Origin of the sequence: Pseudomonas sp. ANT_H4 (genome assembly GCF_008369295.1) — a bacterium.
Taxonomy (GTDB): Bacteria; Pseudomonadota; Gammaproteobacteria; order Pseudomonadales; family Pseudomonadaceae; genus Aquipseudomonas.
On record NZ_VOBG01000002.1, the window covers coordinates 21,064 to 35,660 of the forward strand.

Below are 14,597 nucleotides of genomic sequence, written 5' to 3' on the forward strand. Positions count from 1 at the left end.
CTGCATAAATGGCCGTGAGCGCACCATGACCTCGACTTCCGAACGCTCTACCTCCGAGCTATCCACCTCCGAGCTCTGCGCCGCCTCACCCACGGCGCGCAAGAGTCGCAAGAACAACCCGGAAAAGACCCGCGAAAACATTCTTCAAGAAGCCATTGTCGAGTTCGTCCAGCAGGGGTTGTCCGGCGCCCGCGTGGACGCCATTGCCGAGCGCATCCATACCTCCAAGCGCATGATCTATTACTACTTCGGCAGCAAGGAGCAGTTGTACGTCGAAGTGCTGGAGAAACTCTACGGCGATATCCGCAACACCGAAGCTCGGATGAACCTCACCGAACTGGAGCCGCGTGAAGCGATCCGGCGCCTGGTGGAATTCACCTTTGATCACCATGACCAGAACGTGGATTTCGTGCGGATTGTCAGTATCGAGAACATTCACAACGCCGAATATGTGAAGCAATCCGAGTCGATCAAGGCGATGAACAGCAACATCCTTGAAGCCCTCGGTGCGACGTTGCGCAGGGGCGCGGAACTGGGGGTGTTTCGCGAAGGGTTGGAGCCGTTGGATGTGCACCTGCTGATCAATTCATTCAGTTTTTACCGGGTGTCCAATCGGCATACGTTTAGCGAGATCTTTCAGATCGAGTTGTCAGATGAAGTGGTCAAGCAGCGGCATCGGGCGATGATCTGCGAGTCGGTGTTGCGCTATTTGCAGGCTTGAATCTTTCCCACGTGGTGCGTGGGAAAGATCAGTGATCAGGTGTTCATGTTCTGGAAGTGCTCAAGCATCCGCCCCGCATCCGCCACTTTGCCACTGAACAATTCAAACGCCTTCACCGCCTGAAACACCGCCATATTCCCGCCATCCAGCGTGCGGCAGCCCAAGGCTCGAGCGTTGCGCAGCAGTTCGGTTTCCAGCGGGAAATAGACAATTTCCGCCACCCATAACTCCCGACGCAACAACGCCAGTGGCACCGGCATCCCCGGCAGTTTGGCCATGCCCATGGGCGTGGTGTTCACCAGACCGTCGGCTTCGGCCATGGTACCAGGCAGGTCGCTACCGGCCTGGGCTCGGGACGCGCCAAAATGCTGGTTGAGGTTGTCGGCCAGGCTTTGCGCGCGGTTGTTATCCACATCAAAAATGCTCAGTTGCTCCACGCCTTCACCCAGCAGCGCGTGGGCCACCGCTGCGCCTGCGCCACCCGCGCCCATCTGCACCACGCGCTTGCGCGCAGCACCGCTCAAGCCCCGGCGAAAACCTTCGGCAAATCCCAGGCAGTCGGTGTTGTGGCCGATGCGCTTGCCGTCGCGCAGCACGACAGTGTTCACCGCGCCAATCCCCCGCGCTTCGGCGGACAACTCATCCAGCAACGGCAGGATCACCTGCTTGCACGGATAGGTGATGTTCAAACCGGTGAAGTTCATCTGCTCGGCGGCCTTCAGCAGGTCGGGCAGGGCGTTGCTGTCCAGTTGCAACTGATCCAAATCGATCAAGCGATACAGGTAACGCAGGCCCTGTGCATCGCCTTCATGTTCATGCAGGGCTGGCGTGCGGGAAGCCTGGATGCCGAAGCCGATCAAGCCGGCCAGAATTCGGTGTTGAGACATGTGACTCATCCCTTCAACGTCTGGCTGAAATGTTCAAGGGCCAGGTGATAACCATGGCTGCCGAAACCGGCGAGCACCGCCTTGGCAATCGGCGACACGAAGGAGTGATGCCGAAACGGCTCGCGGGCATGCACGTTGGACAAATGCACTTCGATCACCGGTACTTCACTGGCCACCAGCGCATCGCGGATCGCCACTGAGGTGTGGGTCCAGGCCGCCGGGTTGATCACAATCCCTGCGCAACGGGCGCGGGCGCTGTGAATCCAGTCCAGTAATTCGCCTTCATGGTTGGTCTGGCGAAATTCGATGGTGAGCCCCAGTTTTTCCGCACTGCGACCGCACAGGGCAGCAACGTCGGCCAGGGTTTCGTGGCCGTAGGTGGCCGGTTCGCGGGTGCCTAGGAGGTTCAGGTTGGGGCCGTTGAGCACCAGCACGATAGGGGGCATATGGGAGTCTCCACTGTTGTTTTTATCTGTGGAAACAAAATGTACTGAATGGTTAATTTGGTCAATTGTCGAAGACGCGAAGCGCAGTTAACCGTTCGATTATCGAACGTTGGATGAAAAAGGCCTCGCATGGATTCAGCTCAAGTATTACGCAGGGTTGCTGAGTGAGCAGGATTCGCGGGTATTGGCAGGCGGGGAATGAGTGGTTACAGCCCCATGTTCGAAGAAGTGCCCATCGTTACTAGTCTGTGAAACTTTTGTGGCGAGGGTTCCGGCCCCTCGCCACAGGCGGGTTTACCGCCGGGTCAACAACACACCCGATTCCATATGGTGCGTCCACGGGAACTGGTCAAACAATGCACAGCGGGTAATGCGGTGCGTGCCGTGCAATTGCGCGATGTTTGCCGCCAGCGTTTCGGGGTTGCACGAGATATACAGGATGTTCTCGAAGCGCCGGGTCAGTTCGCAGGTGTCCGGGTCCATGCCGGCGCGCGGCGGGTCGACGAATACGCTGCCGAATTCGTAGCTCTTGAGGTCGATGCCGTGCAGACGGCGAAACGGGCGCACTTCGTTCAACGCTTCGGTCAGTTCTTCGGCGGACAAACGCACCAGGGTGACGTTACTCACTGCGTTCTCGTCGAGGTTGCTCAGCGCGGCATTGACAGAGGCCTTGCTGATCTCGGTGGCCAGTACTTTGCGCACGCGGGTTGCCAGCGGCAGGGTGAAGTTGCCGTTGCCGCAGTACAACTCCAGCAGGTCATCGCTGCGATCGCCCAGGGCTTCATACGCCCAGTTGAGCATCTTCTGGTTCACTGTGCCGTTGGGCTGGGTGAAGGCGCCTTCCGGTTGACGGTAGCTGAAGGTGCGACCGCCGACGTCCATTTTTTCCACTACATAATCACGACCGATCACATCGCGCTTGCCCTTGGAGCGGCCGATGATGCTGACATTCAGTTCAGCGGCCAGCTTGTTGGCAGCGGTGTGCCAATGCTCGTCCAGAGGGCGGTGATAGCACAGGGTGATCATCGCATCGCCCGCCAGGGTGGTGAGGAACTCCACTTGGAACAGCTTGTGACTCAAGGCGGCGCTGGCTTGCCAGGCGGCCTTGAGTTGCGGCATCAACTGGTTGATGCGCAGGCTGGCGATGGGGAATTGTTCGATAAGGATTGGCGTGCGCTTGTCGTCCTGGGAGAACATCGCGTAGTGGCGCTCACCTTCTTCGCGCCACAGGCGGAATTCGGCGCGCAGGCGGAAGTTTTGCAATGGCGAGTCGAAAACCTGCGGCTCTGGCGCATCAAAAGGCGCGAGCAGGTCACGCAGGCGCGCGCCCTTTTCGTCCAGTTGCAGGGAGTAGCTTGCGGCGTCAAAAGTCATGCGGGGAACCAGCCTAGCTTGATCACGAACAGAATCGACAGAATCACCAGCGCCGGGTTCAGCTCACGGTAGCGGCCCGAAAGCAGCTTGATGACGGTCCAGGCGATGAAACCGAAAGCGATGCCGTTGGCGATGGAATAAGTGAAAGGCATCGCCAGGGCAGTGATCACCACGGGTGCGGCGACGGTGATGTCGTCCCAGTCGATTTCCGCCAGGCCTGAGGTCATCAGTACCGCGACGAACAGCAATGCTGGCGCGGTGGCGAAGGCCGGTACGCTGGCCGCCAGTGGCGAGAAGAACAGTGCCAGCAGGAACAGAATCGCGACCACAACAGCGGTCAAACCGGTCCGGCCACCGGCGCTGACGCCCGCTGCCGATTCGATATAACTGGTGGTGGTCGAGGTGCCCAGTAGGGAGCCGGCCATGGCCGCGGTGCTGTCAGCGATCAACGCGCGGCCCATTTTTGGCATGTGGCCGTCCTTGCCCATGAGCCCTGCGCGCTTGGCGACGCCGATCAGGGTGCCGGAGTTGTCGAACAGGTCGACGAACAGGAAGGCAAAGATCACGCTTATCAGGGCGACATCCAGGGCACCGGCGATGTCCAGTTGCAGGAAGGTCGGAGCCAGGGACGGTGGCATCGAAGTTACGCCGCCGAACGGGGTGACGCCCAGCAGGATAGAGGCGACGGTCACCACCAGAATGCCGATCAGTACGGCGCCGCGCACTTTCAGGGCTTCCAGCGCGACGATCAGCGCGAAACCGAGGGCGGCGAGAATCGGTGCCGGTTTTGACAGATCACCCAGGCCCACCATGGTTGCCTGGTTGCTCACGACGATTTCGGCGTTGTGCAGGGCAATCAGCGCTAGGAACAGGCCGATGCCAGCGGCAATCGCCGAACGCAGGGGCAGAGGGATGGCGTTGATGATCCATTCGCGGATGCGGAAGATTGACAGCAGGAAAAACAGCACCGCCGAAATGAACACCGCCCCCAGCGCCACTTGCCAGGTGTGGCCCTGGTGGATGACCACGGTGTAGGTAAAGAAGGCGTTCAGGCCCATGCCCGGTGCCAAGGCAATCGGGTAGTTGGCGATCAGGCCCATTACGGTCGAACCGATGGCCGCCGCCAGGCAGGTGGCGACAAACACCGCGCCCTTGTCCATGCCGGTCTCGCCGAGAATGCTCGGGTTGACGAACAGAATGTAGGCCATGGCCAGAAAGGTCGTGATGCCCGCGAGAATCTCGGTGCGCACGTTGGTGTTGTGTGCCTTGAGTTGAAACAGCTTTTCCAGCATGCCTGCTCCCTGTGGCGCATTCGGCGCCGTAATTTGTTGACCTCAAAGTCAAAGCACAAACTGCGCCAGGCGCCGCGTGTTTTCTACAGAGGATCGGAAAAAGCGGCGCATCATACCAGCCGCGGAGGCTCAGCGGCGCTCGGGTATGGTTTTGCTTGTTATAGGCCTGAGGCATACTGCGCCGACGTTTAGTAGAGAGTCATCGACAGCATGAAAAAAACCAACGCCTGGAGTCTAGCTCTGTTCGCTTGTATCAGCTTGTGGCTGGGTTCGGCACCGGCATGGGGCGCGCCTGCACCGGCCTTGAGCGAGGTACGGGTATTCAAGGTCGAGTCGGAAAATTGCACGGAAGTCATCCCCGAACAGGCTGACAGCACGCGACAGTGTGTTCATCGCGGGCCTACCAAGGTGTATGTGATGGAAGTGGGGATTGGCAACAACGCCGTGGCGTCTTTCGATGGCGCACGGCTTTCGGGCCAAAGCACGGCAGTGTGCCAGGTCGGTTCCATCAGCCAGGCCTGCAGCGGGGCGGGTGTGCTGATGGGTTATGTGTATGTGTTTGTTCTGGACGTCCGGGCCCAGGGCTCGTTCCAGTACAGCAACACGTCGATTAACGTGCCGCGCAATACCTTGAGGACCGTGCTCTCTATTCGCTGATCCACCCATCACTTCCCTTGAACGCTCATAACCCCCCGAAGTCGTACCGCTAAGACGGCGACTTCCCAGAACGCCGCGAATGCACACCAACCGTGAGGTGTTTATGAGCGCGACCCCTATCTTTGCTGCGGCCAAGCCGTTCGTCAGTCATCCGATACACCTGACTCTCAACCGCCAGGCCCGGCAATTGGACGTCTTGCCCTGGACCACCCTGCTGGATCTTTTGCGCGAGCAACTGGACCTGACCGGCAGCAAAAAGGGTTGCGACCACGGCCAGTGCGGCGCCTGCACCGTGTTGCTCAACGGCAAGCGGGTCAACGCCTGCCTGACGCTGGCGGTGATGTGCGACGGTGCCGAGTTGACCACCATTGAAGGCCTGGCCGACGGCGAAGAGCTGCACCCGATGCAACGGGCCTTCATCAAGCACGATGCCTTCCAGTGTGGCTACTGCACGCCCGGCCAGATCTGTTCGGCAGTGGGCCTGGCCCGGGAAGGGCGGGCTCACGACACCGCGCAGATCCAGGAGTCGATGAGTGGCAACCTGTGCCGCTGCGGCGCCTACAACAATATCCGTGACGCCATCGAAGAGGCCTTGCCGGCCTGTCGCCAGCAGGGAGGTGAGCAATGAACCCCTTCCACTACAGCAAGCCGGCCGACGTGCAGGCCGCCGTAGCTCTGAGCAGCGCAACGTCGCGGTTCATTGCCGGTGGCACCAACCTGCTGGACTTGATGAAGGAGAACATCAGCCATCCCGAACACCTGATCGACATCACCGGCCTGCCATTGCGCCAGGTCGAAGAAACAGCCGAAGGCTCCGTGATGATCGGCGCCTTGGTGAGCAACGCCGACCTGGCCTGGCACCCCTTGATCGAACAGCGTTACCCGCTGCTGTCCCAAGCGATCCTCGCTGGCGCGTCACCGCAATTGCGCAACATGGCAAGCACCGGCGGCAACCTGCTGCAGCGCACCCGTTGCTACTACTTCTATGACGCCGCCGTGCCCTGCAACAAGCGCGAACCCGGCAGCGGCTGCCCGGCGCGGGGGGGCTTGAACCGCATTCACGCGATCCTCGGCGCCAGCGACCAGTGTGTGGCCACCCACCCTTCGGACATGTGCGTGGCCCTGGCCGCCCTTGAAGCCAGGGTGCATGTGCTAGGGCGCGGCGGGGCGCGAATCATCGAGTTCGCTGATTTTCACCGGTTGCCTGGCGATGCGCCTCAGCGCGACAACCAACTGGCCGACGACGAATTGATCACTGCCATTGAGTTACCCGCCGATAACCTGGCCGCCCACAGCCACTACCTGAAAATTCGCGACCGTGCTTCTTACGCCTTTGCCCTGGTGTCCGTGGCCGCCGCGCTGGAACTGGATGGCGAAGTGATCCGCGATGCGCGCCTGTCCCTGGGCGGTGTCGCCCACAAACCCTGGCGCGACCGGGCGGTGGAAGCCACGTTGATCGGCCAGTCGGTAAGCCGTGAAACCTTCAGCGCCGCCGCCGACGCCATGCTCCAGGACGCCGAGCCTTTGGAACACAACGGCTTCAAGATCAAACTGGCACGCCGCGCGATTATCCGCGCCTTGAGCGATGCCGCCGTCGCAGGAGCCCGCTCATGAGTGCTATCGGCAAACCGTTGGACCGGGTTGACGGTCTGCTCAAAGTCACCGGCCAGGCGCGTTATGCTGGTGAGTTCCCCGAAGATGGCTTGCTTCACGCCAGCGTAGTCTCCAGCACTGTGGCCAGGGGTCGGGTGCTGCGCATCGACGTCTCAAGGGCGTTGGCGCTGCCGGGAGTGGTGATGGTGCTCGATCACCTCAACCGCCCGAAGCTGGCCAGCTACGACGACAGCTACGCCGACGCCGATGCTGCCGACGGCTCGCCATTTCGCCCGCTGTACAACGACCGTGTGTTGTACAGCGGCCAACCGCTGGCCCTGGTAATCGCCGATAATCTGGAACTGGCGCGATATGCCAGCTCCCTCGTGACCATCGAGTATCAAACCGAAGCCGCCGAGACTGACCTGCTCGCCTTGCAAGAACAGGCACACCCATCCCCGCAAACACCGCCCAAGCCACGGGGTAACTTCCAGGCCGAATGGGCCGGTGCCGCCATCAGTCTGGACTTGCATTACAGCACCCCGATCGAACACCACAACCCGATGGAACCCCACGCCAGCACCGTGCTGTACCAGCCGGACGGCACGCTGCATATCCACGACAAGACCCAAGGCCCGCAGAACTGCCAGGCCTATGTGCAAAAAGTCTTCGGCCTGGACAAAAGCCAGGTGCGGATCTTTGCTGCGTTCGTCGGCGGTGCGTTCGGTTCCGGCTTGCGCCCGCAGTATCAACTGCCCCTGGCGGTAATGGCGGCGCTGGCCCTCAAGCGTTCGGTGCGGGTAACCCTGACCCGCCAACAGATGTTCACCTTCGGCTATCGCCCACGCACCTTGCAGCGCCTGCAAATGGGCGCAGCCGCCAATGGCCGGCTGCTCGCCCTCGGTCACACGGCCATCGGCCAGACCTCACGGTTCGAGGATTTCAGCGAGCACGTGGTGGAATGGAGCGGCATGCTCTATCACTGCGACAACGTGCAACTGACCTACAAGCTGGTGCCGCTGGACGTCTTCACCCCGCTGGACATGCGTGCTCCTGGCGCGGCTCTTGGTGTGATCGGTCTGGAATGCGCCATGGACGAAGTGGCCTGCGCCCTGGCCATCGACCCGGTGCAACTGCGCCTGATCAACTACGCCGAGCGCAACCAGAATGAAGACAAGCCCTGGTCCAGCAAAGCCTTGCGCGAGTGCTACCGCGAAGGCGCCGAGCGCTTCGGCTGGAGCCGGCGCAACCCCGAACCGCGCAGCATGCGTGATGGTCGCCAACTGATCGGCTGGGGCATGGCCGGCGGAGTCTGGGAGGCCCTGCAAATGAAAGCGAGCGCCAAGGCGCGGATCGATCATGACGGCAAGCTCACCGTCAGTAGCGCCACCACCGATATTGGCACCGGCACCTACACGGTCATGACGCAAATTGCCGCCCAGGCCAGCGGCGTTGCCATGGAGAATGTAAGTTTTATTCTTGGCGACTCGTCACTGCCGCCGGCGCCGTTGCAGGGCGGTTCGTTTACCGTGTCTTCGGTGGGCACTGCCGTGCAGCAAGCCTGCGAGGCGCTGAATGAAAAGCTGCTCAATATTGCCCGCAAGACCTATCCGGCGTTCAAGGATGCCGAGTCCGCCCGCTTTGAAAATGGTCAATTACATGCTGGCGAGCAACGTGTTTCCCTAGCGCAACTGGTGCGCGACAGTGGTGAGCAGGCGCTGGAAGTGCAAGTCGACAGCGAGCCGGATAAAAAGCGCGAGGGCTATGCCACGGCCACCCATTCGGCGGTTTTCGTCGAGGTGCGGGTGGACGAGGACCTGGGCACCATCAGGGTCAGCCGCGTGGTCAGCGCAATCGCTGCCGGGCGAGTGGTCAATCCGAAAATGGCCCGCAGCCAGATCCTCGGCGGTGTGGTCTGGGGCATCGGCATGGCCTTGCACGAAGAAACCCAGGTCGACCATCAACTGGGGCGCTACATGAACCACAGCTTGGCCGAGTACCTCATCCCGGTAAACGCTGATATCGGCGAGATTGACGTGCTGTTTGTTGAAGAGCATGACGAGATCGTCAACGCCCTGGGTTCCAAGGGCGTGGGTGAGATTGGCATTGTCGGCGTAGCGGCGGCGGTGGCCAATGCCATCTATCACGCCACCGGCAAGCGGGTGCGGGACTTCCCCATCACTCTCGACAAGGTGCTTTAAACCTTGGTGTCTTCTACCGGTGCCGGCGTGTGCATGCGGTCGCGGTTGGCCAGGGTCGGGAACAATTTGATCCAGACCCCTGTCACCACCAGCGTGCCGATCCCGCCCATGACCACGGCGGGCACGGTGCCCAGCCAGTGGGCGGTGACGCCGGACTCAAACTCACCCAACTGATTGGAGGCGCCGATAAACAGCCCGTTGACGGCGCTGACCCGGCCGCGCATTTCATCGGGGGTTTCCAGTTGTACGAAGGAGGCGCGGATCACCATGCTGATCATGTCCGCTGCGCCCAGTACCACCAGCACCGCCATGGAGAACCAGAACGAGGTGGACAGGCCGAAGGCAATGGTCGCCACGCCAAACACGCCGACGGCGGTAAACATGATACGACCGACGTGGCGGTCCACTGCAAACCGTGCCAGCCACAATGACATCAGCAGTGCTCCCACCGCTGGCGCAGAACGCAGTAGCCCAAGGCCCCAGGCTCCGGTCAGCAGGATGTCCTTGGCGAACACCGGCAGTAACGCGGTCGCGCCGCCCAGCAGCACGGCGAACAGGTCCAGGGATATTGCCCCGAGAATGTCCGGGCGACTGCGAATAAAGCGAATCCCGGCCAGCAACGAGTCCATGGTCGCCTTGGCTTTGTTGAGCGGCGTCTGCCGGGCCGGCAGGTTGAGGGTCAGCACGCAGGCAATCAGGTACAGCAACACCGTTGGGCCATACACCCAGGCGCTACCGAAGGCATACAGCAAGCCACCGAGGGCCGGGGCGACGATGGTGGCTGACTGCTGCGCCGACTGCGACGCCGCCACCGCACGGGGAAATAACGCGCTGGGCACGATGCTCGGTAGCAGCGCCTGGGTGGTGGGCATCTCAAAGGAGCGTGCCGCACCGAGCAGGAAGGCGAGGATAAAGATCATCTCGCGGGTGACACTGCCGTTCAGGCTGGCGATGGCCAGGGATAGGGCGATCAGCGCCTGCAGCGTCTGGCAGATGGCGGCGACCTTGCGCCGTTCATAGCGGTCGGCAACATGGCCGGTGTGCAGCATGAACAGCACGCGGGGGATGAACTCGACCAAGCCCACCAACCCCAGGTCCAGCACATTTCCGGTCAGTTGGTAGAGGTTCCAGCCGATGGCCACGGTGAGCATCTGGAAGCCGCTGGCGGTAAAGATCCGCGCCAGCCAGAACGCGATGAAAGGGCGGTGATGACGTAACAGTAATGCGGGCTCACTGGGCATCGGGAAGACAGGTCTGGGCTCGGGTGACAGACGAGATTAGCATCAACCTGTAACAAATGGTTGCGGGGATGGGGATATCCTTAGCAAGACATCTATTTCAGTGAGGCAACCTGTCACGCGGCAAAAGACCACACAGCCCAATGCCGAAAACGGGACTACTCTTTCATCGATGCTTGATCCAGATCAATGCCTTTTCAGGCGTTTATCTGGCGGCCTTCAGGCCAGAATCCCTACGTGGTCAGTTATAAAAAGAACGAATTGCAATTTGCCACACTCCATATCCGTGGGGGCAGTGGGTGCAGGCCCCAGCCAGCAGCCGGTATTACCTGACAGAGGAAGACTTATGTTTGGTTTGGAGGCGCTAGATCTCGCCCGAATCCAATTTGCGTTCACCATCTCGTTCCACATCCTGTTCCCGGCCATCACCATCGGCCTGGCCAGTTACCTCGCGGTGCTGGAAGGCTTATGGCTCAAGACCCACAACGACACCTACCGTGACCTCTACCATTTCTGGTCGAAGATCTTTGCCGTTAACTTCGGCATGGGCGTGGTCTCGGGTTTGGTCATGGCCTATCAGTTCGGTACCAACTGGAGCCGATTCTCGGACTTCGCTGGTGCAGTCACCGGGCCGCTGCTGACCTATGAGGTGCTCACCGCCTTCTTCCTCGAAGCCGGTTTCCTTGGGGTAATGCTGTTTGGCTGGAACAAGGTGGGGCGCAAACTGCACTTCTTCGCCACGGTGATGGTGGCGGTCGGCACGCTGATCTCGACGTTCTGGATTCTTGCCTCCAACAGCTGGATGCAGACGCCCCAGGGCTTTGAAATCATTGATGGCCGGGTGATCCCTACGGACTGGTTTGCGGTGATCTTCAACCCGTCATTCCCTTACCGCCTGATGCACATGGCTACCGCTGCCTTTGTTGCCACGGCGTTCTTTGTCGGTTCTTCAGCGGCCTGGCATCTGCTGCGGGGCAAAGACAGTCCGGCGATCCGCACCATGCTCTCGATGGCCATGTGGATGGCGCTGATCGTGGCACCGATCCAGGCGGTTATCGGTGACTTCCACGGCCTCAACACCTTGAAGCACCAGCCAGCGAAAATCGCTGCCATCGAAGGTCACTGGGAAAATATCGGTGACGAACCGACGCCGCTGATCCTGTTTGGCTGGCCCGACATGAAGGCCGAAAAAACCAAATACGCGGTAGAAATTCCTTACCTGGGCAGCCTTATCCTGACCCACTCCCTGGACAAGCAGGTGCCGGCCCTCAAGGACTTTCCGCCTGAGGACCGTCCCAACTCGACCATCGTGTTCTGGTCGTTCCGGGTCATGGTCGGGCTGGGTTTGCTGATGATTTTCACCGGTCTGTTCAGCCTTTGGCTGCGCAGGGGCGGCAAGATTTATACCTCCAGGCCGTTCCTTTACCTGGCGCTGTGGATGGGGCCGTCCGGCCTGATCGCGATTCTGGCTGGCTGGTTCACCACGGAAATTGGTCGCCAGCCGTGGGTGGTCTACGGGCTGATGCGCACGGCGGATGCTTCTTCCGGGCATAGCTTCGTGCAGATGAGCATCACCCTGGCGCTGTTTGTGGTGGTGTATTTCGCCCTGTTCGGTGCCGGTCTTGGCTACATGATGCGCCTGGTGCGCAAAGGCCCGGTCACCGACGACAGTACCGAGCCGGCCCACGGTGGGCCCGGGCAGCAACGCACACCGGCCCGGCCGTTATCGGCGGCCGATGACAGCTCCGACGCCGATCATGGCGACAGCCTGGCCGATAGTCAGAAGAAGGGGAATTGAGTCATGGGTATTGATCTTCCGCTGATCTGGGCCGTGATCATCATATTCGGCATCATGATGTACGTGGTCATGGACGGGTTTGACTTGGGCATCGGCATTCTCTTCCCCTTTATCAAGGGCAAGACTGACCGCGACGTGATGATGAACACCGTCGCCCCGGTTTGGGACGGCAACGAAACCTGGCTGGTGCTGGGGGGCGCGGCGCTGTTCGGCGCGTTTCCGCTGGCTTACTCGGTGGTGCTCTCGGCGCTGTACCTACCGTTGATCCTGATGCTGATCGGCTTGATCTTCCGCGGTGTGGCCTTTGAGTTCCGCTTCAAGGCCAAGGATGACAAGCGCCACCTGTGGGACAAGGCCTTTATCGGCGGTTCGCTGACGGCGACCTTCTTCCAGGGCGTGGCCTTGGGGGCGTTTATCGATGGCTTTCCCGTGGTCGATCGTCAGTTCGCCGGAGGTTCGCTGGACTGGTTCACTCCGTTTACGATGTTCTGTGGCGTGGCACTGATCATTGCTTATGCGCTGCTGGGCTGCACTTGGCTGATCATGAAGACCGAAGGCAAGTTGCAGGAACAGATGCATAACCTGGCGCGGCCCCTGGCATTCGTGGTGTTGGCGGTGATTGGTATTGTCAGCATCTGGACGCCGCTGGCACACCCGGACATTGCTTCGCGCTGGTTCACCCTGCCGAACCTGTTCTGGTTCCTGCCGGTACCAATACTGGTGCTGGTGACCATGTACGGCCTGGTGCGTGCCGTAGCTCGCAACGCCCACTACACGCCGTTCCTGCTGACCCTGGTACTGATCTTCCTTGGCTACAGCGGCCTGGGCATCAGCCTGTGGCCGAACATTGTGCCACCGTCGATCTCGATCTGGGACGCCGCCGCGCCGCCGCAAAGCCAGGGCTTCATGCTGGTGGGCACGCTGTTTATCATCCCGTTCATTCTGGGCTACACCTTCTGGAGCTATTACGTGTTCCGCGGCAAGGTCACCCACGAAGACGGTTATCACTAGGAGGATCGATCAATGTCCGGCAAACCTTCGTTGCACGACATCGAACAGGCTGAGAAAAAGCCGCTCTGGCAACGCCTGGGCTGGCTGGCGATGATTTGGACCGGCAGCGTCCTGGCCCTGTTTGTAGTGGCCAGCCTGATGCGCATGTTCATGAACGCTGCGGGCTTGACCACTCACTGACATCCCATCCCGTTGCCTTGCGGCACGGTTTATGACCCTCCTCACGGAGGGTTTTTTTAATTATTTTCGTGCTTTCAGAATCACGAACTTCGGCGTGACGGCGACTTGCTCGACACCCCGAAACAACCGCGCCAACTTACTGTGATAACCCAAATGGCGGTTGCCGACGATATAGAGGGCACCGCCCACCACCAGCGCCTCTCGAGCCTGCTGGAACATACGCCAGGCGAGGAAGTCCCCCACCACCTGCTGCTGGTGGAACGGCGGATTGCACAGCACCACGTCCAGAGATTGCGGTTCCTGATCGGCCAGGCCATCGCCAGGACGAATCACCACATCCCGCTCGCCCAGCGCAGCCCGCCAATTCTCGGCCGCCGATTGCACGGCCATGTACGACTCGTCCACCAAGGTGTACTGCGCCAGTGGGTTTTGCAGGGCGCTCGCAATCGCCAGTACGCCATTGCCGCAGCCCAGGTCTGCGACCCGGGCGTTGCCCAGTTTCTGTGGCAGGTGCGGTAGAAATGCCCGGGTGCCGATGTCCAGGCCTTCGCGGCAAAACACGTTGGCATGGTTGAGCAGTTCGATGGACGGTGTTTCCAGGCGATAGCGAGTGGGATAAGGCGAAACGGCCTGTGGCCGGTCGGCCAGGGTGGCGATCAGCAAGCGGGCTTTTTTCACTGCCAGGGAAGCATGCATCGGCCCGATGTAGCGCTCCAGTAACTCTCCAGCCGCCCGAGGCAGGTGCTTGACCATCGCCCCGGCAATCACCTCGGCGCCGGGCGCCAGCTGGCCCTGCAGGTGGATCAATTGCTCTTCGAGCAGCGCCAGGGTTTTCGGCACGCGGATCAGCACTCGGTCAAAGGGGCCGATCAGCGCCTGGCTGGCTGGCACGCTCGACACCGCATCGAATGGCTTGCCATTGCGCACCAGGTTTTTCTCCAGCGCCAGGGCACCGAGGAACGAATCGCCGCTGGACGTCACTTGTACATGCCCTTCAAGGCTGGCCGCCAGAGCGCCAAAGCTGTCATTGAGCACCAGAACGCGGGTCGCGTGTGTCGGTTGTTGTTCGGCCAGGTGGCTGAGCAAATAATCGTCGGCGGCATCGAAGGCTTGCAGCGGTTCGTTTTGCTGCTCTGGCTGGCGGATCAGGTCGAGTTGGGCGAAGGGGCTGTCGAGCAGGGGCATGGCGGGGAGACTCT

14 protein-coding genes are annotated in these 14,597 nt (G+C 60.8%); 8 read left to right on the forward strand and 6 right to left on the reverse strand.

Annotated elements, in window-relative coordinates; translation table 11 throughout:
- Nucleotides 1-25 precede the first annotated feature (25 nt).
- Entirely contained in the window at nt 26-721 is a 696-nt protein-coding gene (locus FQ182_RS02685) for a TetR/AcrR family transcriptional regulator (protein ID WP_149410762.1), read from the forward strand.
- 35 nt (nt 722-756) lie between these two features.
- Here FQ182_RS02685 and FQ182_RS02690 read toward each other — a convergent pair whose 3' ends face one another.
- The 4 genes from FQ182_RS02690 to FQ182_RS02705 all read right to left on the reverse strand — a co-directional run bounded on the left by FQ182_RS02690 (nt 757) and on the right by FQ182_RS02705 (nt 4,720).
- A complete protein-coding gene (locus tag FQ182_RS02690; RefSeq protein ID WP_149410763.1) occupies nt 757-1,608 on the reverse strand; it encodes a shikimate dehydrogenase in 852 nt (283 codons plus the stop codon).
- Nucleotides 1,609-1,613: 5 nt separating this feature from the next.
- Nucleotides 1,614-2,054 carry a type II 3-dehydroquinate dehydratase gene (gene aroQ / locus FQ182_RS02695; protein ID WP_149410764.1) on the reverse strand — a complete coding sequence of 147 codons (441 nt, stop codon included), beginning with the start codon at nt 2,052-2,054 and terminating at the stop codon, nt 1,614-1,616.
- 294 nt (nt 2,055-2,348) lie between these two features.
- Nucleotides 2,349-3,428 carry a tRNA (uridine(54)-C5)-methyltransferase TrmA gene (trmA, locus tag FQ182_RS02700; RefSeq protein WP_149410765.1) on the reverse strand — a complete coding sequence of 360 codons (1,080 nt, stop codon included), beginning with the start codon at nt 3,426-3,428 and terminating at the stop codon, nt 2,349-2,351.
- Entirely contained in the window at nt 3,425-4,720 is a 1,296-nt protein-coding gene (locus FQ182_RS02705) for an NCS2 family permease (protein WP_149410766.1), read from the reverse strand. The genes trmA and FQ182_RS02705 overlap by 4 nt, the downstream gene beginning before the upstream one ends.
- 210 nt (nt 4,721-4,930) lie before the next feature.
- On the opposite strand from FQ182_RS02705, the gene FQ182_RS02710 reads away from it, so the two are divergent.
- The 4 genes from FQ182_RS02710 (at nt 4,931) to FQ182_RS02725 (ending at nt 9,171) form a co-directional block, all read left to right on the forward strand.
- Entirely contained in the window at nt 4,931-5,377 is a 447-nt protein-coding gene (locus FQ182_RS02710) for a DUF4879 domain-containing protein (RefSeq protein ID WP_149410767.1), read from the forward strand.
- Nucleotides 5,378-5,480: 103 nt separating this feature from the next.
- Nucleotides 5,481-6,005 (forward strand): (2Fe-2S)-binding protein, encoded by a 525-nt coding sequence (locus FQ182_RS02715; protein ID WP_149410768.1) that lies wholly within the window; start codon nt 5,481-5,483, stop codon nt 6,003-6,005.
- A complete protein-coding gene (locus FQ182_RS02720) occupies nt 6,002-6,991 on the forward strand; it encodes a xanthine dehydrogenase family protein subunit M (RefSeq protein ID WP_149410769.1) in 990 nt (329 codons plus the stop codon). Before FQ182_RS02715 ends, FQ182_RS02720 begins: the two co-directional genes overlap by 4 nt.
- Nucleotides 6,988-9,171: a xanthine dehydrogenase family protein molybdopterin-binding subunit gene (locus FQ182_RS02725; protein ID WP_149410770.1), complete on the forward strand. Its 2,184-nt coding sequence runs from the start codon at nt 6,988-6,990 to the stop codon at nt 9,169-9,171. The genes FQ182_RS02720 and FQ182_RS02725 overlap by 4 nt, the downstream gene beginning before the upstream one ends.
- Here FQ182_RS02725 and FQ182_RS02730 read toward each other — a convergent pair.
- Nucleotides 9,168-10,412, reverse strand: coding sequence for an MFS transporter (locus tag FQ182_RS02730; protein WP_149410771.1), 1,245 nt, complete (start codon nt 10,410-10,412; stop codon nt 9,168-9,170). The two genes, FQ182_RS02725 and FQ182_RS02730, sit on opposite strands and share 4 nt — an antisense overlap.
- Before the next feature lie 343 nt (nt 10,413-10,755).
- On the opposite strand from FQ182_RS02730, the gene FQ182_RS02735 reads away from it, so the two are divergent.
- The 3 genes from FQ182_RS02735 to FQ182_RS02745 are packed head-to-tail and all read left to right on the forward strand — an operon-like array spanning nt 10,756 to nt 13,398.
- A complete protein-coding gene (locus FQ182_RS02735) occupies nt 10,756-12,207 on the forward strand; it encodes a cytochrome ubiquinol oxidase subunit I (protein ID WP_149410772.1) in 1,452 nt (483 codons plus the stop codon).
- 3 nt (nt 12,208-12,210) lie between these two features.
- Nucleotides 12,211-13,218 (forward strand): cytochrome d ubiquinol oxidase subunit II, encoded by a 1,008-nt coding sequence (gene cydB, locus FQ182_RS02740; protein WP_149410773.1) that lies wholly within the window; start codon nt 12,211-12,213, stop codon nt 13,216-13,218.
- A gap of 12 nt (nt 13,219-13,230) precedes the next feature.
- Nucleotides 13,231-13,398: a DUF2474 domain-containing protein gene (locus tag FQ182_RS02745; protein WP_003215809.1), complete on the forward strand. Its 168-nt coding sequence runs from the start codon at nt 13,231-13,233 to the stop codon at nt 13,396-13,398.
- A 60-nt stretch (nt 13,399-13,458) separates the two neighbouring features.
- Here FQ182_RS02745 and FQ182_RS02750 read toward each other — a convergent pair whose 3' ends face one another.
- Complete coding sequence (locus FQ182_RS02750) at nt 13,459-14,583, reverse strand: methyltransferase (protein ID WP_149410774.1); 1,125 nt, start codon at nt 14,581-14,583, stop codon at nt 13,459-13,461.
- Nucleotides 14,584-14,597: the final 14 nt, after the last annotated feature.